Source organism: bacterium SCSIO 12827, assembly GCA_024397995.1.
Classification (GTDB): Bacteria; Pseudomonadota; Alphaproteobacteria; order Rhodospirillales; family Casp-alpha2; genus UBA1479.
This window is the reverse complement of record CP073746.1, coordinates 3,174,773-3,193,086: the sequence shown is the minus strand read 5'-3', so window position 1 is coordinate 3,193,086 and position 18,314 is coordinate 3,174,773. Positions and strand designations below refer to the sequence as shown.

Annotated in this window: 17 protein-coding genes; 10 read left to right on the top strand and 7 right to left on the bottom strand. The window is 63.7% G+C overall.

What is annotated here, in order from left to right; all coding sequences use genetic code 11:
* Nucleotides 1-31 precede the first annotated feature (31 nt).
* A complete protein-coding gene (locus KFF05_14905; GenBank protein ID UTW51187.1) occupies nt 32-967 on the bottom strand; it encodes a methyltransferase domain-containing protein in 936 nt (311 codons plus the stop codon).
* A 9-nt stretch (nt 968-976) separates the two neighbouring features.
* Between KFF05_14905 and KFF05_14900 the strand changes: the two genes are divergently transcribed.
* From KFF05_14900 to KFF05_14885, 4 genes are all read left to right on the top strand, one after another.
* The gene (locus KFF05_14900) at nt 977-1,801 is read left to right on the top strand and encodes a ComF family protein (GenBank protein UTW51186.1); all 825 of its coding nucleotides are present in this window, start codon (nt 977-979) and stop codon (nt 1,799-1,801) included.
* Nucleotides 1,802-1,886: 85 nt separating this feature from the next.
* Nucleotides 1,887-2,150 (top strand): glutaredoxin 3, encoded by a 264-nt coding sequence (gene grxC / locus KFF05_14895; protein ID UTW51185.1) that lies wholly within the window; start codon nt 1,887-1,889, stop codon nt 2,148-2,150.
* Between the two features lie 9 nt (nt 2,151-2,159).
* Nucleotides 2,160-3,002: a carbon-nitrogen hydrolase family protein gene (locus KFF05_14890; GenBank protein ID UTW51184.1), complete on the top strand. Its 843-nt coding sequence runs from the start codon at nt 2,160-2,162 to the stop codon at nt 3,000-3,002.
* 102 nt (nt 3,003-3,104) lie between these two features.
* Nucleotides 3,105-4,172 carry an outer membrane beta-barrel protein gene (locus KFF05_14885; GenBank protein UTW51183.1) on the top strand — a complete coding sequence of 356 codons (1,068 nt, stop codon included), beginning with the start codon at nt 3,105-3,107 and terminating at the stop codon, nt 4,170-4,172.
* A 52-nt stretch (nt 4,173-4,224) separates the two neighbouring features.
* Here the strand turns inward: KFF05_14885 and KFF05_14880 are convergent, their stop codons facing one another.
* Both KFF05_14880 and KFF05_14875 read right to left on the bottom strand, forming a co-directional pair.
* Nucleotides 4,225-4,785, bottom strand: coding sequence for a hypothetical protein (locus tag KFF05_14880; GenBank protein ID UTW51182.1), 561 nt, complete (start codon nt 4,783-4,785; stop codon nt 4,225-4,227).
* Nucleotides 4,786-4,970: 185 nt separating this feature from the next.
* Nucleotides 4,971-5,861, bottom strand: coding sequence for a TauD/TfdA family dioxygenase (locus tag KFF05_14875; GenBank protein ID UTW51181.1), 891 nt, complete (start codon nt 5,859-5,861; stop codon nt 4,971-4,973).
* A gap of 147 nt (nt 5,862-6,008) precedes the next feature.
* On the opposite strand from KFF05_14875, the gene KFF05_14870 reads away from it, so the two are divergent.
* Nucleotides 6,009-6,932, top strand: a complete 924-nt coding sequence (locus tag KFF05_14870; GenBank protein ID UTW51180.1) for a LysR family transcriptional regulator — start codon at nt 6,009-6,011, stop codon at nt 6,930-6,932.
* Between the two features lie 69 nt (nt 6,933-7,001).
* The gene (locus tag KFF05_14865; protein UTW51179.1) at nt 7,002-8,132 is read left to right on the top strand and encodes a hypothetical protein; all 1,131 of its coding nucleotides are present in this window, start codon (nt 7,002-7,004) and stop codon (nt 8,130-8,132) included.
* A 2-nt stretch (nt 8,133-8,134) separates the two neighbouring features.
* Here KFF05_14865 and KFF05_14860 read toward each other — a convergent pair whose 3' ends face one another.
* Nucleotides 8,135-8,740, bottom strand: coding sequence for a class I SAM-dependent methyltransferase (locus tag KFF05_14860; protein UTW51178.1), 606 nt, complete (start codon nt 8,738-8,740; stop codon nt 8,135-8,137).
* A gap of 170 nt (nt 8,741-8,910) precedes the next feature.
* Between KFF05_14860 and KFF05_14855 the strand changes: the two genes are divergently transcribed.
* On the top strand, nt 8,911-9,342 hold the full coding sequence (locus KFF05_14855; protein ID UTW51177.1) for a DUF1178 family protein: 432 nt from the start codon (nt 8,911-8,913) through the stop codon (nt 9,340-9,342).
* Between the two features lie 22 nt (nt 9,343-9,364).
* Here the strand turns inward: KFF05_14855 and KFF05_14850 are convergent, their stop codons facing one another.
* The 3 genes from KFF05_14850 to ubiG all read right to left on the bottom strand — a co-directional run bounded on the left by KFF05_14850 (nt 9,365) and on the right by ubiG (nt 12,771).
* Nucleotides 9,365-10,243, bottom strand: coding sequence for an NAD(P)-dependent oxidoreductase (locus tag KFF05_14850; GenBank protein UTW51176.1), 879 nt, complete (start codon nt 10,241-10,243; stop codon nt 9,365-9,367).
* Nucleotides 10,244-10,400: 157 nt separating this feature from the next.
* A complete protein-coding gene (locus KFF05_14845) occupies nt 10,401-11,912 on the bottom strand; it encodes a hypothetical protein (GenBank protein UTW51175.1) in 1,512 nt (503 codons plus the stop codon).
* 85 nt (nt 11,913-11,997) lie between these two features.
* On the bottom strand, nt 11,998-12,771 hold the full coding sequence (gene ubiG, locus KFF05_14840) for a bifunctional 2-polyprenyl-6-hydroxyphenol methylase/3-demethylubiquinol 3-O-methyltransferase UbiG (protein UTW51174.1): 774 nt from the start codon (nt 12,769-12,771) through the stop codon (nt 11,998-12,000).
* A 152-nt stretch (nt 12,772-12,923) separates the two neighbouring features.
* Here ubiG and KFF05_14835 point away from each other — a divergent pair, with 152 nt between their 5' ends.
* The 3 genes from KFF05_14835 to KFF05_14825 all read left to right on the top strand — a co-directional run bounded on the left by KFF05_14835 (nt 12,924) and on the right by KFF05_14825 (nt 18,208).
* On the top strand, nt 12,924-14,144 hold the full coding sequence (locus tag KFF05_14835) for an aspartate kinase (GenBank protein UTW51173.1): 1,221 nt from the start codon (nt 12,924-12,926) through the stop codon (nt 14,142-14,144).
* A gap of 284 nt (nt 14,145-14,428) precedes the next feature.
* Nucleotides 14,429-16,660: a phosphoenolpyruvate--protein phosphotransferase gene (gene ptsP, locus KFF05_14830; GenBank protein ID UTW53738.1), complete on the top strand. Its 2,232-nt coding sequence runs from the start codon at nt 14,429-14,431 to the stop codon at nt 16,658-16,660.
* A gap of 210 nt (nt 16,661-16,870) precedes the next feature.
* Complete coding sequence (locus KFF05_14825; protein ID UTW51172.1) at nt 16,871-18,208, top strand: DUF4115 domain-containing protein; 1,338 nt, start codon at nt 16,871-16,873, stop codon at nt 18,206-18,208.
* The last annotated feature ends 106 nt before the right edge of the window (nt 18,209-18,314 follow it).

Genomic DNA, 18,314 nt, shown 5'->3' with positions numbered 1-18,314 from the left:
AACATTTCAACGCCGAGGTCTCGGCGGCACCTCAATCCTTGGGCTGGGCCTTCTCGCCCAGGCTGAATTCCTGGGTGCCCAGGGCTTCGGCCAGCCGTGTCTTGGCGCTGCCGGGGGGCCGGGGTTGCTGTTGGGTCGGCGCCGGGGCCCAGGCGGTCAGGGTCAAAATCCGGAAGGTCGCGGGGAAGCGGCCGTCGGTGTCGCGGTGGCGCTCCTCGTACATCGCCATGGCGCGGGCCAAAACGTCACGCCGGGCCAGGCCGGACTTGGCCTCGGCGACGGCGTTGCTTTCGCCCATGGCGCGCAGATCGTAGAGCAACTTCATGGGGGTTTCGTAGCTGACGGTGACCTGATCGGCGTCGACCACGGGCAGGGAAAAGCCCGCGCGCTGCAATAACCCGCCCAGGTCGCGGACGTCGGCGAAGGGCGACACCCGGGGGCTCAGGCCGCCGCAGATTTCGATCTCGGCCTCGGCCAGGCAGTCGCGCAGTTCGGCCAGCGTGCCGCCGCCCAGCATGGACGCCAGGAACAGGCCGTCGGGCTTGAGCGCCTTTCTGATCTGCAGCAACGCCCCCGGCAGGTCGTTGACCCAATGCAGCGACAGGTTGGACAGCACGGCATCGAAGGTGGCATCGGCGAAGGGCAGGAATTCTTCGTCCGCCGCGATGGTCGGCCTGCCGGACGCATTGGCGCGGCCCGCCATGGCAGGCGACAGATCGGCCTGGATCAGGGTCTCGATCCCGCCGCGCCCCATGGTGCGGGGGCCGAACACCTGTCCGCCCATGTCGCCGCCGTGGCAGCCCAGGTCGAGGGCCAGCGGAAAGCGGTGGGTGATGTCGTCGAGCCGGTCAGCCAGACGGTCGGCCGTTTCTTCGAACAGGAAGCCGTGGGCGTCGAGCAGGGGTGCCGCGCGGTCGCGGTGATGGCGCACCTTGGTGCGATTGAACACATGGATCGTTTCGGTCATCGTATCTATATGACACATCGTTCGCCCGGCATAAACGGCGCCTTGGACGGCACCGGATCGGACGGCGGCGGCGCGCTCGCCGCCGGGCTGAGGTCGGCCGGCCGGCGGTTGCTGGACGTCATCTTGCCGCCCCATTGCCTGGCCTGCGGCGGAATGGTGGATGAGCCTGGCAGCCTGTGTCCGCCTTGCTGGGACGCGGTGACGTTCCTGGGGCTACCCGCCTGTGCGTGCTGCGGCATACCCTTTGAATATGATGCCGGGGAGGAGGCGCTGTGCGCCGCCTGCATCCGCCGCCCGCCAGTCTATGAGCGTGCCCGCGCGGTTCTGGTCTATGACGACGCCAGCCGCGGCATGATCCTGGGGTTCAAGCACGGCGACCGCACCGAGGCCGCCCCCGCTTTCGGGCGCTGGCTGGCCCGTGCCGGGGCGGAATTGCTCACCGAGGCCGACATCATCGCCCCCGTGCCCCTGCATTGGACGCGGTTCTGGCGGCGGCGCTACAACCAGTCGGCCCTGCTGGCCCAGGCCTTGGCCCGTGGGGCGTTGACCGGTGGCCGGCATCTGCCGGTGATACCGGATTTATTGGTTCGCCGCCGCCGCACGCCGTCCCAGGGTGGTTTGGGGGCGTCGGCGCGGGCGCGTAACGTGCGCGGCGCTTTCCGCCTGAAACCCAAGTTCCAGGTAAGGCTGCGGGGCGCGCGGGTGCTGTTGGTGGATGACGTATTCACCACGGGGGCGACGGTCGAGGCCTGTGCCCGGGTTCTGTTGCGCGCGGGTGCGGGGGCGGTCGACGTGCTGACCCTGGCCCGGGTTGCGCGACCGCGCGCGGAATAGTGTGCAGCGGCACCTTTCCAGCAACCGGCCCTGACCTATATAAGGGAGGCGGAATGCCCCGCGATTGAGTCCAGGATCCGACAACGTGACAAAGAAAATCGAAATCTATACCAGCCCCTTCTGCCCCTATTGCCATGCGGCCAAACGCCTGCTGACGGACAAGGGCGTGGCGTTTGAGGAAATCGACGTGATGATGGCACCGGCCAAGCGCAAGGAAATGTCGTCGCGGGCGGGCGGCGCGACCTCGGTTCCGCAGGTGTTCGTCGACGGCGACCATATCGGCGATTGCGACGGCATCCATGCGCTCGACGCCAAGGGTGCCCTGGACGTCATCCTGGGCCTTGGGTAGGCCGGGACCATGACCACGACCTTCACTGCCGCCCTGGTGCAGACCAATTCGGGCAACGACCCCGCCGCCAACGGCGACATGATCGTCGCCCGCATCAAGGAAGCCGCCGGCATGGGGGCGGACTTCGTGACGTTTCCCGAGGTCGTTACCCTGGTCGAAACGGGGGCTAAGAACGTTGCCCCCAAGGTCACGTCTTTTGACGCCGACCCCAACTTGCCCCGGTTCCGGGATGCCGCCCGTGAAGCCGGCGTATGGGTGCTGATCGGCTCCATGGTGGTCGAACACGAAACCTTGGACCGCAAGTTCGCCAATCGTTCGGTATTGATCTCCGACACGGGTGACATCGTCGCGACCTACGACAAGATCCATATGTTCGACGTCGACCTGGAAAACGGCGAAAGCTACCGGGAAAGCAAGAGTTACGAGCCCGGCACCCGCGCCGTCGTCGCCGATACGCCCTGGGGCAAGCTGGGCATGACCATCTGCTACGACATCCGCTTTCCGCACCTTCACCGCAGCCTGGCCCAGGCGGGGGCGGTGATGATCGCCATTCCGGCGTCCTTCACCCGGCCCACGGGGCGGGCGCACTGGCATGTGTTGATGCGCGCCCGGGCGATCGAAACGGGGTGCTTCGTGTTCGCCCCGGCGCAAACCGGCGAACACATGGACGGGCGCAAGACCTATGGCCATTCCCTGGTGGTCGACCCCTGGGGCGAGGTCATCGCCGACGGCGGCGAGGACACGGGCATCGTGTTGGCAGAGATCGACCTGTCGGCGGTCGACAAGGCGCGGGCCAAAGTGCCGTCCCTGGCCCATGACCGACCGTTCGACGGCGGCGGCACGCCCAACTGAGCCCGTCACCGGCTTGAAAAAATTTAGAATTGTTGCAGCGCGGCAACCACGGATCGGTTATACTGCCGATTAACGAACCCGACACGCAATTGTATGTTTAGGATGACCGTGTACCAGCTCAGGAAAACTCTCGCCGCCGGCGCCATGGCGCTCGCGGCCTTTGTCGTAACCGGAACCGCTCAGGCGCAGTCGTCCGGGCCGTATGTCTCTGGCGCGCTCGGGGGGACCCAGCCAAGCGACTGGGACATCACCGGCGGCACGGTCAACACGAAGCAGGAATCCGATCCGGGCTTCGCCGGCGCCATTGCGCTGGGCACGACGTTTTCCGACAACTGGCGGGCCGAGGGTGAGCTGTCCTACAGCAACGCCAACGTGGATTCGTTCTCCGGCACCAATGGGTCGGGCGAAACCTCGATGTTTGGTCTGATGTTCAACGGCTTGTACGACTTCAAAACGAATTCCCGATGGACGCCTTATATCGGCGCAGGTATCGGTGCCGCGGTGATCAAGGCCAGCGATCTGTCGCCGGTCGGCGGCTCGCGCATCTCGAAAAGCGATCAGGTGTTCGCCTACCAGGGCATCGCCGGTGTGAGCTATAAGATCGACGATCAACTGGGCCTGTTCACGGAATATCGCTATGTCGGCACTGCGGACCGCGACCTGCGGACCGATTCCGGCATTGAGGTGGAGTCGGATTCGGGCGAACACCGCATCATGGTCGGCCTGCGCTGGTCCTTCGGCGCGCCGAAGCCCATGCCGAAGGCCGAACCTCAGCCGATTCCCGTTCAGGCCCCCGCGCCGGAACCGAAGCCCGTGGCCAAGCCGGCGCCGGAAGCACCGCGCAATTACCTGGTGTTCTTTGACTGGGACAAGACGGATCTGACCGCCGACGCCCAGGCGATCATCAAGGCCGCCGCCGCCAACGCCAAGACCATGACGGTGACCCGTATCGAAACCACGGGGCACGCGGATAGGTCGGGCACGGATGCCTATAACCTGCGCCTGTCCAAGCGTCGGGCCGAAGCGGTGATGGGTGAACTGGCCCGTCTGGGCATTCCCGCGCGCGAGATCGTCGTGCGCTGGAAAGGCGAGCGCGAACCCCTGGTGCAGACGCCGGATGGTGCGCGCGAGCCGCAGAACCGGCGCGTCGAGATCATTCTCAGCAAATAAAAAAGCCGCCCGTTGGGCAGCTTGGCGATGGGGTGGATTTTTTCGGCTTGCCTCAGTCGTCGATGACGGGCTTCCCGGGCTTGCCGGCGGCGGTATCCATGGCCGCCAGGGCTTGTGCGCTGGGCGGCGGCGTGACCGACGCCATCATGGAGGTGGTCGTAGGCACGCCCTGGATATAGGCGAGAAGCCCCTGACGCGGCTGGGCCTGGGCTTCGCGGAACACGCGGGCCATGGTCTGGCAATAGGTCGGCTGCGTCAGGCGTTTCAATGACGCGCGATTGGCCAGGTGGGTGATGAAGCGATTGAGTTCCCGTTCCGCCCCGGCGCGGTAGACGCGCTGGAAAATGCCGCGCAATGCGCGGCCTTCGCGGACCAGTTCGTCCTGATGGCGGGTCACCACGGTATTGTACTGGGATTGCTGCTGGCAGCTGAGCGCCGCCACGGCCAGTTCGGCGCGGAACATGCGCATCTGAACGGCTTGGCTTTCGTCCGGGGTCAGGCAGGTCGTGGGCAGGCGGACACCTGCAAAGTCGTCGGTGGGGGCGCAAGCAGCGTTCGCCGACTGGGGGGCAAAGGCGACAACGGTCAGCGCGGCCACAGCGGCGGCGGCCATCAGATGTCGTTTCCACGAGTTAGCTGCGGATATTGCCAAGTCCCCGAAAGCCCCTTTTTGGTCCCCAAAATTCCTTAATTGCCCCGATCATGCCATCAAGGAAGTTACCATGCAACTAACGAACAACGCCGCCGCCCCGGAGATCAATCCGGCGCGGCGGCGCGCGTTGTCGGGAAGTTGACGGGTTACGCGGTCTTCTGGGCGGCGTTTTCCATATAATCCGGGTCCATGACCGTGGCGCGGCGCATGTCGCGGCGGTAGGCATCCAGATCGTAAGGGCGGGCCCGGTGCATGGTGCAGCGGTTGTCCCAGATCACCAGATCGCCGACCCGCCAGGTATGGGTATGGACGAACTGCGGCTGGGTCGCGTGTTCCATCAGGTCGCGGATCAGCATACGTCCCTCGGGCAAGGGCATGCCGACGATGTGCGAGGCATGGGACGCGAGATAAAGCGCCTTGCGCCCGGTCGCGGGGTGGACGCGGACCAGATCGTGCTGAACCGGCGGCAGGGCGGCGCGTTCCGCGTCGGAAAATTCGGTGAAGCCCAATTGGGCGCGCGAGGTGGCGATGCAGTGCTCGGCCACCATGCCCTCGATCCGGTCCTTCATCTTTTGTGGCAGGGCATCATAGGCGGCGCGCATGTCGGCGAACTGGGTCTCGCCGCCCTCGGGCACCACCGTATGGGCATGCAGCAGCGAATATTTCGCCGTCACCTTCTTGAAGGACGCATCCGTGTGCCACAGCTGATTGGCCAGCCCGAACATGCGCCGGCGGTCGCCACGGTCCATTGTCTCGTTGTTTTCGTTCAGGTTCGAGATATCGACCAGCTTGGGCCCGATGCGGTCCTTGAGCCCGGTTTTGAGCAGCCGGTTATCGGCGTAAAGCGGCCCGAACCGTTCGGCGAAGGCGGCCTGCGCATCCTCGTCCAGGGTCGGCCCGTGGAAGATCAGCACGGCGTTGGCGTCGATGGCGGCCTGGATTTCGGCGAAGGTGTCGTCGCTGATGGGCTGGGACAGGTCGATGTCCTGAACCTCGCCCACGAAGGAGGGATTCAACTGTTTAACGGTGACGGCCATGGCGGGCTCCTTGGATCGGCGGTTTCCTCTGCGCCGTGCCCGTCTGTGCGGGATCGGCGATGAAACTGATTTGACAGCGGTCATAGGATAATGTCGAATTCAAAATATTAGCCATCCATAACCAAATATTATGGAGCGTCATTCCCCATGCGCCTCAATCTGCGTCAGATTGAAGCCTTTCGCGCCGTGTTCCAGACCGGCAGCATGACCGCCGCCGGTGGTCTGATGGGCATCACCCAGCCGGCGGTCAGCCGCCTGATCCGGGACCTGGAGGCGGAAATCGGCTTGCCCCTGTTCGAGCGCGCGGCCGGGAGGGTGATCGCGACTCCCGACGCCGTGGCTCTGTTCCGTGAGGTTGAGCGCAGCTTCCACGGCCTGGACCGTGTCGCCCGCGCGGCGGCGGAACTGCGCCAGCGCCGTCAGGGGGAATTGCGCATCGCCGCTTCGGTGGCACCGTCGTTCTTTTGCCTGCCGCCGGTGATCCGCGCCTTTCACGTAGCCTGGCCGGGGGTGGCGCTGTCGCTCAAGACCGGCTCCTCGCCCGAGGTTCTGGACCTGGTTGCCATGCAGCAATGTGATTTGGGCGTCGCCGTGGTGCCGGCCGACTCTCCAGGCGTCGTGACCCGTACCCTGCCGGTGCACGAGGCGGTCTGCGTCTTGCCACAGGATCACGCGCTTGCTCATAAAGATGCCGTCACGGCACAGGATCTGGACGGGGTTCCGCTGCTGGTGCTGTCCGACTACAGCCGCCTGCAGCAGCAGTTTCTGGCTTGCCTGGACGCGGCGGGCATCATCCCGAACGTGGTGTTCGAATCCTCGTTCTCAGCTTCGCTCTGCCCATTGATCGCCGACGGCGTCGGCGTCGGCGTGCTCGACCCCCTGACGGCGCAGGCCCATGCGGGCCGGGGTGTGGTGCTGCGCCCGTTCCGCCCGGCGGTAACCTATGAATTGAAGGCAATGTTCCCGACGGCCCGGCCGCTGGGGGAACGTGCCGCGGCATTTACGGACCTGCTGCACCGTCATTTGGAAGATTTCGGAACTGGTGAATCCACAACCAATGCAATTAATTAGAATTTTCTAAATTAATTTATAAGAGTATATTGGCCGGCATCGGAATGTCTGCATGCAGGGTCACCAGTCATGAATATCGATCAATTCCAATCGCAGCTCTTGCGGGTATTGGACGCGGGCTCGCTTTACGATGTTTTCGGCGCGGTTGCCCCGATCATCGATGAGATCGAAGACGAACTTGCAACCGAGCGCAACGAGGATCTGTTGAATAGCCTGGATGCAATTTTCCAAACGATGGAACGGGGCCTGCCCATGCCTTTTGAGCATGTAAAGGCACGGGCGATCATTAGTGCCCAAATCCTGGGTGTGATTTCGCATCCGTTGGTGCTGAACGTTTATAGAGACCGAGGGAAAGGTGTTTGGGAGGCATGGGGTAACGATGACGAGTTCAGCCAAGCCTTGCAGGCCAGTCTGATCGGCATCGCATTCGCGTTGTCAAAGCCCGGCGATCCCAGCGCTTTGGTTCGTTTGGCCGCCTTGACACGGGATATGGTGCGTAGCGAGCCGTTGCTCGATTATACGGACGACTGCATTGCCCGCGGCCTGCGGCCCGAGGCGTTTTTGGCAGAATTCGCAAATGAGGCACAGGCTTCTGTAGGGGCGGCGAAAGAGGTGGTGGACATGGGAATTACTGATGCCAAGCCCGGTGACGTTCTATTTCGAAATTTGAATCTGAAGGGATTCAAGAGTTTCGGGCATACCGGGATATACATCGGCCCCGATCCGGATTCGAACGAGAATGAGGTGGCCAACCTTGATGCCCATCGGGTGGTCGAGATGGAACCTTGGATCGGTAACTTCTGGATACCGGGCATCCTGATTAACCGCCGCCAGAACTGCGTTATTTCTACTGTTGGCGGCTTCAAGGCGCACGGTAACGCGCACAATTGTTTTTGGGGCGCATATTCGGCGGACATTTCCCCGGACGAACCACTGACTAATTTGGAACGGCAGGAGATTGTGCGAACGGCTCTTAGTCTGGTTGGGAAGTGTCGATATGGTGTTCTGGGGCAAGCCTATAAAAACAAGCACGCACGGCAGTTCCGGTGCGATGGGTTCGTCGAACATTGCTTTGAATCGCTAACACCCATGGCCCGTCGCTTAAAGCACCGCGAAGGATTGTTTGAAGGGGACACTTATTTGACGATGTCTCCCAACAGCCTAAGAAATTGCCTTTTCGAAAAGCGTGCCAATTTCTGATCTCAGCCAAGAGCCAGGGGATGGGGCGCGGGTTCGCCATCGTCGCGGGCCGATAGGCCCAGATCGTTGACCGCGCAGATGCGCTGTTTCACGCCGGGGGGCGCTTCGTCCGTCTCTCCGTGTTCATAGGCGACGACCTGCAACCGGTCCCGGACAAGGTCCAGTAATTCGCCCGATGTCAGCAGGTGATCCGGGTTGCGCGGCCGCCCGAAGGCCTCATTGCCGCGGGCAAAGGTCTCATATAGCAGTACCCCGCCCGGCTCGAGCGACGCGATCAGGCCTTCGAAGTGCGGGCGGAACAGATAGTTGCTGACCACGATCGCGGCGAAGGCACAGGGTGGAAAAGGCCAGGGCTTGCCGTCTTCCAAGTCGATGGCGATGACCTCGGCGCGCTCATCGCGGGCTAGGTCGGCCAGGGCCGAGACGTCCTTGTCCACGGCCGTCACCGGATGGCCCCGACCCAGAAAATGGCGGGCGTGCCGCCCACCCCCCGCAGCAAGATCAAGCACCATCCCGCCCGAAGAGCCGCCCTTGGGCGCTAAGGGGGCGAACCGCGTAATCCAGGTCGAAGGGGCCTTGAATTTCAGGTGGTGGGGGGCGTCGGACATGGGGCGTTTCCTGGGCTTTCGTGGGCCGGCGATTCGGATTTTGTTAAGCGTTTCATACTATGTTTCAGGGGGTAAAACGCCTATAACAGGCGCGATTGGCCCTAAAAATACGCCTTACGGCATGATTCTACGGGAATTTCGGGGCCGTCGGCACAGAAAGAGTCCGAGCAATGATCCGCTATCGACTGATTTGCAGCCAGGACCACGAATTCGATGCTTGGTTCCGTGACGGCGCCGGTTACGAGCGCCAGGTCAAACGCCAGCAGGTGACCTGCCCCCATTGCGGCGACGTCGATGTGACCAAGGCGATCATGGCGCCGGGCATCGCCAAGTCATCCGATACGGATAAATTCGCCGAAGCCAAGGCGCACGAGGTCGCGCGGCGTATCCTGACCGCGGTCGGCAAGCTGCGCGACAACGTCGAACAGGAATTCGACTACGTCGGTGATCAGTTCGCCGACGAAGCCCGCGCCATTCATTACGGCGATGCCGACGAACGCGGTATCTATGGCGAGGCGTCGGACGATGACGCCGCCGAGCTGGAGGAGGAAGGCATCGAATTCTTCCGCCTGCCGGTCCGCCCCCAGCGCCGCGACAACTGACCATCGTCCCTTTTCGCGGACGTCAGTCCGTGAACGAGACTCCGGCATTACGTTCCAACACCTTGATGATGTCGTCACAGCTCGCTTTCGGGCCGAGCGTTTGCATGCCGGCCTGGAAGAACTCGCGGGTCAGGTTCGACGCCATCATGGGCACACCTGAATCATTGCCGAGCTGACAGGCCAGACGTACGTCCTTGTGCATCAGGTCCATGGCGAAGGTCCCCGGCGCATGGTCGCGGATGCGGGCCAGGGAAATCTTGGAGGCATTGCTCTGCCCTGATCCCTTGCTCAAGACCTCGATCATGGTGTCCAGGCTCAGCCCGTTCTTCATGCCCATGATCACGGCCTCGAAGGTGGCGATGCGGATCGACGCGCTGGTCACGTTGTTGACCAGCTTCATGGTATGGCCGGCGCCGACATCGCCGCAGTGGAAGATGTTGGGGCTGATGGTTTCCAGATAGGGCCGGATTTTGTCGAACTGTTCCTTCGTCCCGCCGGCCATGATCGCGATGGTGCCGGCTTCGGCTCCGTGGGGGCCGCCGGACACGGGGGCGTCGATCAGGCTAATTCCTTTTTCCGCAAGATCGGCCGCCATGGCGCGGGTCTCATTGGGATCGCCCGTGGTCTGATCGACGATCAGTTTGCCCGGCTCCAGCCCTTCGATCAGGCCGCCGGGGCCGAAGATCGCCTGACGGACCTCGGTCGAACTCGGCAGGCAGGTCAGGATGATGTCGCATTCGCGGGCCAGGGACGCCGGATCCTGGACCGGTTGTGCGCCGTCGGTGGCGAAGCTGTCGACGGCCGCGCGGTTCAGATCGAACACCCGCAATTTGTGTTCCCGCATCAGCCGCCGCGCCAGCGCGCCACCCATCATGCCGAGTCCGATGTATCCCAAATTCATGTCTGTAGTCCTCCCGTAGGCGTTCGCGCGCGGGTAGCTTCGCCCGCGAACAGATTGGTTTCTTGTTTCCTTGGTGATGCGCGCCCGGACGGGCGGGATCGTGAAGGGGTTGGGCGGGATGATAGCGAATATGGGTTGTGTCTAGAAGACCCGACGGTCAGACCACGGTCAGGCGCGGCAGGGGGCGGTGCCGTGGGGCCTGCCGGCTGGATACCCGGGCCGGCGGAAAATCGACGTTCACGCGCGTTCCCTTACCCTTGGCGCTGACGACTTCGGTGGTCGCGCCGTGGGTATTCGCCAACTCGATCGCGAGCGGCAGGCCAAGGCCCGTGCCTTGGTGGTCGCGGGTCATGGTCTGGCCAACCTGGCCGAACCGTGACAACGCAATCTCCAGTTCCTCCGCGTCCATGCCGATGCCCGTGTCGGTGACGGCAAGACGCAGTCCGCCGCCGTCCAGCAGCAAGGCCGCGACCGTCACCCGCCCGCCTGTGCTGGTGAATTTCACCGCATTGGACAGCAGGTTCAGGAGGATCTGCTTGATCCGCCGTTCATCGGCGATCAGGCCGGGCAGGTTGGGTGCGATATTGGCGCCCAGGTGGATGCTTTTGCGTGCCACGTCGCCGTCGATCATGCGGAATGTTTCGGAGATCACCCGGTCCAAGTCGATCTCTGTCTCGCTCAGGTGCAACTGCTGCGTCTCGGCGGCGGACAGGTCCAGGATATCGTTGATCAAGGACAGAAGGTGGCTGCCGGAGGTATTGATGTCGCGCAGGCATTCTTCCTGCCGGTCGTTGGCAAGCGGCCCGTAAACACCTTCCTTGAGCGAGCCGGAGAAGCCGATGATGGCGTTCAAGGGCGTGCGCAATTCGTGACTCATGTTGGACAGGAACTCGGTCTTCGCCCGGTTGGCGCGCTCGGCACGGTCCTTCTGGCGCTCCATGGCGGTCTGGGCCTGGGCGATGTCCATGATGGTGCGGCGCAATTCGTTGTTCTTGGTCTCCAATTCCAGAACCGTCGCGCGGACCTTCGATTCAAGGGGACGGTAGATGAACAGCGCCTCGCCGAGCAGGGCCAAGAGGGCGCATATCCACAACCCCGTCTCGAACCGCTTGATTCGTCCGATGGCGCTTCGGGAAAAGGCTTCGTAGGCTTCGACCGCGGAATTCAACATCGGCTCCAGAACATGAGGGCCGTAGTTGATCAGATACACGTAGGAAGATGTATTGAACCGAAGTTCACCGAACCGCATGGCGTAGATGTCCCGCGCGTGGTCGAGGAAACGGTTGATTGCTAGGTCCAGGCCGACGGTGTTGTCAAAATAGATAATTTCCAGGTCCGCAGTCATGACCTGGGGAATCCCGGCCTCCGCGTTGCCGGTCAGCAGCAGCAGGTGTGCCCGCTGCATGGCGTTGACGGCACGGCCCAACTGGGCGCGGGAAATCTCGTATTCGTATTCGTCCTGGGCGAAGGCCATCTGTCCGGCGAAATGGGCGATGCGGTTGGCCTGCCCGTTCTGGCCGCCGGCGATGAAGATCAGATGCGCGTAGTCCGACTGTTTGTCGATGATGAAATGCATGGTGACGAACGACGCCGTGACCAGCAGCGCGATGGCGGCCAAGCCCAGGACATAGCGATATCGCAGGCTTTTGACCGCCGCCAGTTCCGACATATCCGTTCCGTCCAGGTTCCCGTTGATCGCCCGTTTGAGCGCATCCTAGCGGCGGCATGTGACAGATATGTTTCGTGGGGATTGTCTAGTGGATGTCCTTGACGCAGAACGCCAGATAGTTGACGGCAAGATCCCGGGCGTCCAAGCGCCAAGTATCGTTCAGGGGGTTGAATACCATGCCTTCCAGGTCGGTAAGCCGCACGCCGTGGGCGGCCAGGCCCTCGGCCAGTTCCGACGGGCGCACGAACTTGCGCCAGTCATGGGTGCCCACGGGCAGCCAGCGCAGGATGTATTCGGCGCCGATCTTGGCCAGGGCGAGGGACTTGATCGTGCGGTTCAGGGTCGTCACCACCATGCATCCGCCGGGTCGCACCAGCCCGGCCGAAGCGGCCAGGAAGGCATCCAGGTCGGCGACATGTTCGACGACTTCCATATTCAGAACCACGTCGTAGGTCTGGCCCAGGTCGGCCAAATTTTCGGGCAAGACGTGGCGGTAATCGATGTCCAGGCCCATCTGATCGGCGTGCAATTTCGCCACGGCGACGTTTTTTTCGCCGGCGTCGATGGCTGTGACCTTGGCGCCCAGCCGGGTCATGGGTTCGGCCAAAAGACCGCCGCCGCAACCGATGTCGAGCAGCGTGAGGCCGGAAAGCGGCTCCGCCTTGTCCGCGTCCATGCCGAAATGGGCCGCCACCCGATCACGGATATAGGCGATGCGCACCGGGTTGATACGGTGCAGCGGGCGGAACTTGCCCTTGGCGTCCCACCATTCGTCGGCGATGGCCTGAAAGCGGGCGACTTCGCCGTCATCGGCGGTGGTCGGTCGGGACGATGTCTTCGGCGCGGTCTGGGCGGTCATAGGGGGCCTTTGCGTTGTTGGCGGCGCGGGCACCTTGCCCGCAACGCAGATTAAGAGTAAGAAGGCGCCGCCCGGCAGACAAGGGCAAGTAATTCCGACGGAAATTTCCGGTTTTCGGGCATCTTTCAGCAATCGGGAGAGACACCGGTTCCATGGCGTTGATCGTGCAGAAATTCGGCGGCACTTCGGTAGCCGACGTCAACCGCATCAAAGCGGTGGCGCAGCGCGTCAAATCCGAGGTCGACGCGGGCCATCAGATCGCCGTGGTGGTATCGGCCATGGCTGGGGTGACCAATCAGCTCGTCGGTTATGTGGATGACATTTCCAAACTCTATGACGCCCGGGAATACGACGCCGTCGTCGCTTCGGGCGAACAGGTGACGTCGGGCCTGCTTGCCCTGGCGCTGCAGGATATCGGCGTTTCCGCCCGATCCTGGCAGGGCTGGCAAATTCCCATCCATACCAACGATGTCCATGCCAAGGCGCGGATCACCGGCATCGACACGGACAAAATTCAGGCCCGCCTGCAGGAGGGTGAGGTCGTGGTCGTCCCCGGGTTCCAAGGCGTCGCCCCGGACGGTCGTATCACCACCTTGGGCCGTGGTGGCTCCGATACTTCGGCGGTGGCGCTCGCGGCGGCGCTCAAGGCGCACCGCTGCGACATCTACACGGACGTCGACGGGGTTTATACCTGCGACCCCCGGATCGTTGCCAAGGCCCGCAAGCTGAGCAAGATCACTTACGAGGAAATGCTGGAGATGGCCTCCCAAGGTGCGAAGGTCCTGCAGACCCGCGCCGTGGAAATGGCCATGAACCACGGGGTGCGCACGGAAGTCCGCTCAAGCTTCTCCGCCGAGCGCGGCACCCTGGTCGTGAACGAGGAAGAAATCGTGGAAAAGCAAGTCGTCAGCGGTATCGCCTATTCCCGGGACGAGGCCAAGATCACCCTGGTCCGTGTCGCCGACCGGCCCGGTGTGGCGGCCAGCATCTTCGGTCCCTTGGCGGAAGCCAGCGTCAACGTCGACATGATCGTGCAGAACGTGTCCGCCGACGGCAAGGCCACGGACATGACGTTCACGGTGACCAAAAGTGATCTGGAACGCACCAAGTCGATCATCCAGTCGAAGAAGGCCGAAATCGGCTACGAGGATCTGGTCGCCAAGGACGGCGTGGTAAAAATTTCCATTATTGGGGTCGGCATGCGATCGCATGCGGGCGTCGCCCAGACCATGTTCCAGACCCTGGCCGACAAGGGCATCAACATCCAGGTGATCTCGACCTCGGAAATCAAGGTCAGCGTGCTGATCGCCGAGGAATATACCGAGCTGGCGGTGCGCGCCCTGCACACGGCCTACGGGCTGGACGCCGCCTAAAAGGCATCCGGTCGGGGCCGTGCCGGCACGGTAATGGCCCCCACGGCGAACAATTCCGGCGGCATCGCGGTCGCCATCGCGGCTATTTGATCCTATATGATAGCGACGCCGGGGGGGAAACGGACCCGGGCAGGCCGCGCGTGCAGATCAAAGCAGGGGTCCTTTAGCCAGTGAACGATAAGTTGAACCCGCAAAACCCGGCTACCAAGGCGGGGGGACAGGCGCCGAAGAAGCCCCCGGTCGTCGGTCGCCGGCGGACGGACGTGTCGCCCGTACCCCGGCGCATGCTCAGCCGGGTCCGCGCCGTCATGGCGGCGGCGGCGACGGCGCAGGAACGCCTGGATCAGATCGTCCAGGTGATCGCCCTCGAAATGGTCGCCGAAGTCTGTTCCATCTACTTGCGCCGCGCCGGCGACGTGCTCGAACTGTTCGCCACCCAGGGCCTGCGTAAGGACGCCGTGCACAAGACCCGCCTACGCATCGGCGAAGGTCTGGTCGGTGAAATCGCGGCTCATGCGTTGCCCTTTGCTCTTGAGGACGCGCAATCTCATCCCAGCTTTGCTTATCGTCCGGAAACCGGTGAAGAACTGTTTCATTCCCTGATGGGTGTGCCGGTTCTGCGCGGCGGGCGGGTTACCGGCGTTCTCGTGGTGCAGAACCGCACCCGCCGCGCTTACGAGGACGAAGAGGTCGAAACTCTTCAGACCGTCGCCATGGTGTTGGCCGAACTGGTTGCCGGTGGCGATCTGGTGGCGGCGAACGAACTATTGCCGGTCGACGGCATTGCATTGAAACCGCTGCGCATTGAGGGATTGAAGCTCAACGGCGGCATCGGTATCGGCGTGGCCGTCCTGCACCGCCCCCATCTGTACATCGAGCGGATCGTCGGCGACGACCCGGCGGCGGAACGCGAGCGCCTGCACCAGGCGTTCAAGACCATGCATGGGGCGCTCGACGACATGCTGGCCTCCGACGACATGGCCAAGGGCGGCGAGCATCGCGACATCCTGGAAACCTACCGCCTGATCGCTCAGGACGCGGGTTGGCTGTCACGCATCGAAGACGCCATTCTTACCGGCCTGTCCGCGGAAGCCGCCGTGCAGCGCGTGCAGAACGATCTGCGCGCCCGCATGGCCGGGATCGATGACCCTTATCTGCGCGAACGGGCACACGATCTGGACGACCTGGGCTATCGCCTGACCCAACACCTGATGGGGGCTGAGCCGGGGCCCCGCGAAATGCCCGACAACGCGATCCTGATCGCCCGCAACATGGGCCCGGCGCAGCTGCTGGACTACGACAGCCAGAAATTGCGCGGCCTGGTTCTGGCCGAAGGTTCGCCCAACGCCCATGTCGCCATTGTCGCCCGCGCGCTCGACCTGCCCGTTGTCGGGCGGCTCGATAATATTCTTGATCGGGTCGAAGAAGGTGATCCCCTGATCATCGACGGCGATCATGGTCAGGTCTATCTGCGTCCGGGCGAGGACATCCGCATCACCTTCGAGGACAGCATGCGGCTGCGCGCCGAACAGCGCGCCCAGTATGCGGAATTGAAGGACCTGCCGTCGGTGACCAAGGACGGTGTCGCGGTCAACCTGCTGCTCAACGCCGGGCTGCGCGTGGACCTCATGCACCTGGACCACACGGGGGCCATTGGCATCGGCCTGTTCCGCACGGAAATCCCCTTCATGGTGGAAGCCGAAACTCCGACCGTCGATCGCCAGCAGGAAATCTACGCCACGGTTTACGAGCGCGCCGGCGACCGCCCGGTGACTTTCCGCACCCTGGATGCGGGCGGTGACAAGGTGCTGCCCTATTGGGATGCCGAGGAATCGGAGGAAAACCCCGCCATGGGATGGCGTGCGATCCGGGTGTCGCTCGACCGCCCGGCGCTGATGCGCGACCAGCTGCGCTCCCTGATCCGCGCGGCGGCGGGTAAGACGCTGCGCGTGATGTTCCCCATGGTCACGGAAGTCGCCGAATTCGATGCCGCCAAAAAGCTGCTGGACGCCGAATTGGCCCGCGCGCGCCGGCGCGGCCAGTTACTGCCGTCCACCGTGCGGGCCGGGGTGATGCTCGAAGTGCCGGGCCTGATTTTCCAACTACCGGCCCTGACCAAGCGGGTCGATTTCATTTCCGTCGGCTCCAACGACATGCTGCAGTTCCTGTTCGCCGCCGACCGTGGCAATCCCATGGTCGCGTCCCGCTACGATGACCTGGCGCCCGCTGCCATCAATTTCCTGGGCCAGATCGCGCGGCATTGCGCGGAAACCAACACGGATCTCAGCCTGTGCGGCGAGATGGCCGGCGATCCGCTGGCGGCCATGACCTTGATCGGTTTGGGATACCGCAATCTGTCCATGTCGGCGCCGTCGATCGGGCCAGTCAAGGCCATGGTCCGCTCGCTCGATGTGGGGGCTTTGGAAAACTATCTTTCCGGGTTGTCGCAGTCGCCGGCCCATTCCCTTCGGGAAAAATTGAGGGCCTTTGCCGCAGATCATGGTGTAATGGTTTAAAGCAACCGGTTTTCTGCTTGAATCTACATGACTTTTTGTGGGATTATTAAGTCTGCGGAAAAGACGAAACGATTCGCCTTTAAATTCGGCTGCCGCGTGACCCCGGGGGGCGTCATCGCCGCGGCCATCCAGCCGCCGGGCACCGGTTTCGGATCGCCCGGGCGTCGGGATTCCAAGGGGCGGACGTTGGGGCAAAGGGGTGACCTACGCGTGAACCACGATCCCATCTCACGGGCGACGCCGGGGGGCGCCGCCGCTGATCATCGTACGGGCGTCGGGGGGTTGTTACGGGCCTCGCGATTGCGCTGTGGTGAAGATCTGGACGTCATCGCCCAGGTATTGCGCATTCGCCGCCGTCACTTGCAGGCCATCGAGGACGGCAATTTCGATCAGCTTCCGGGGACGACCTACGCGGTCGGTTTCATCCGCACCTATGCGGATTATCTAGGGCTGGACAGTGAAGAAGTGGTGCGCCGCTTCAAAGGGGAACAAACCCTGCAGCCGGGCAAGACGCCGAAGGCCGATCTGGTCTTCCCGTCGCCGATGTCCGAGACGGGCATTCCGCGGGGTGCCGTTGTGTTCCTTGGCGTGGTGATCGGCGTCATTGCTTACGGCGGCTGGTACAGCTCGACCGTCGACAACGATTTCTTCAAGCAATGGATCGAGCCCGTGCCCGCGCGCTTGGCGGCTTTGCTGCCGGGCGGTGCGGAAAACGATGGCCCGGACCGTAGCCAGGCCGTGGCCGCGGACAAGCCCGCGCCTGCATCCTCCGCCCTTTCATCCGAAGCTGCGCCGGAACCGACAGCAGTGACCGAAGCCGCCACGGAGTCGGCCATGCCGGCAGGCGTGGGCAGCGATGCCCAGCCCTCCGATACCCAGGCTTCCGATCAGTCGGCCGCCGTTGGGGCCGAAACGGTGGCGGCCGCCGACACCGGGAGCCCGACCGGGAGCCCGACCGAACAGGCGCAGCCGGAATTGGCGCAGACGGAACCGGCCCCCGCGCCGGCGACCGAACCCGACGCCGTGCCGGCCCCGGCCAGCGAACCCGCCACGGCATCTTCGGCGCCGGAATCCGTGCCTGCCGCCGCGCCGGTGACGGAAACGGAAACCGTGCGTCCGCCCGAATCCATCGCCCAGCCCGTGGAAACCGCCGAACTGTCGGCACCTCCGGCCCCGGTCGCATCGGACACGTCGACCCTGGCTGCCGAGGCATCGGAAAGCCCGCCCGCGCCGGCGGCGACGGAAGTCGCCAGCACGCCGACCGAAACCGCGGAAGCCCGCATCGTCTTGACGGCGATCAGCGACAGCTGGGTCGAAGTCCGTGAACAGGGCACCGATACCTGGGTCTGGGGTAAATTGCTGCGCGCCGGTGAATCCTACGCCGTGCCCGACCGGCCCGACCTGAAGCTGAAGACCGGCAATGCCGGCGGCCTAACCATCACCGTCGACGGCGACAGCGCCCCGGCGGTCGGCGCCAGTGGCGAGGTCGTGCGCAATGTGCTGCTCGACCCCGAGCGTCTGAAGGCCGGCACCGCCGTTTTCCGCTGACCCGCCGTCAAACCGGCCGGGCATTCCGGCTGACAGGGCCGTCACGACCGTTGACCGCGGGCCGGGCGTCGGGCAAAACATGCCCCACGGGCCGGGCAGGCGCGGT

Bases quoted from the DNA above. Each gene is read 5' to 3' on its own strand.
- KFF05_14905 (UTW51187.1), bottom strand. From the start codon at position 967: ATGACCGAAACGATCCATGTGTTCAATCGCACCAAGGTGCGCCATCAC.
- KFF05_14900 (UTW51186.1), top strand. From the start codon at position 977: ATGACACATCGTTCGCCCGGCATAAACGGCGCCTTGGACGGCACCGGA.
- KFF05_14890 (UTW51184.1), top strand. From the start codon at position 2,160: ATGACCACGACCTTCACTGCCGCCCTGGTGCAGACCAATTCGGGCAAC.
- KFF05_14885 (UTW51183.1), top strand. From the start codon at position 3,105: ATGACCGTGTACCAGCTCAGGAAAACTCTCGCCGCCGGCGCCATGGCG.
- KFF05_14880 (UTW51182.1), bottom strand. From the start codon at position 4,785: ATGGCCGCCGCCGCTGTGGCCGCGCTGACCGTTGTCGCCTTTGCCCCC.
- KFF05_14875 (UTW51181.1), bottom strand. From the start codon at position 5,861: ATGGCCGTCACCGTTAAACAGTTGAATCCCTCCTTCGTGGGCGAGGTT.
- KFF05_14870 (UTW51180.1), top strand. From the start codon at position 6,009: ATGCGCCTCAATCTGCGTCAGATTGAAGCCTTTCGCGCCGTGTTCCAG.
- KFF05_14865 (UTW51179.1), top strand. From the start codon at position 7,002: ATGAATATCGATCAATTCCAATCGCAGCTCTTGCGGGTATTGGACGCG.
- KFF05_14860 (UTW51178.1), bottom strand. From the start codon at position 8,740: ATGTCCGACGCCCCCCACCACCTGAAATTCAAGGCCCCTTCGACCTGG.
- KFF05_14855 (UTW51177.1), top strand. From the start codon at position 8,911: ATGATCCGCTATCGACTGATTTGCAGCCAGGACCACGAATTCGATGCT.
- KFF05_14850 (UTW51176.1), bottom strand. From the start codon at position 10,243: ATGAATTTGGGATACATCGGACTCGGCATGATGGGTGGCGCGCTGGCG.
- KFF05_14845 (UTW51175.1), bottom strand. From the start codon at position 11,912: ATGTCGGAACTGGCGGCGGTCAAAAGCCTGCGATATCGCTATGTCCTG.
- ubiG (UTW51174.1), bottom strand. From the start codon at position 12,771: ATGACCGCCCAGACCGCGCCGAAGACATCGTCCCGACCGACCACCGCC.
- KFF05_14835 (UTW51173.1), top strand. From the start codon at position 12,924: ATGGCGTTGATCGTGCAGAAATTCGGCGGCACTTCGGTAGCCGACGTC.
- ptsP (UTW53738.1), top strand. From the start codon at position 14,429: ATGCTCAGCCGGGTCCGCGCCGTCATGGCGGCGGCGGCGACGGCGCAG.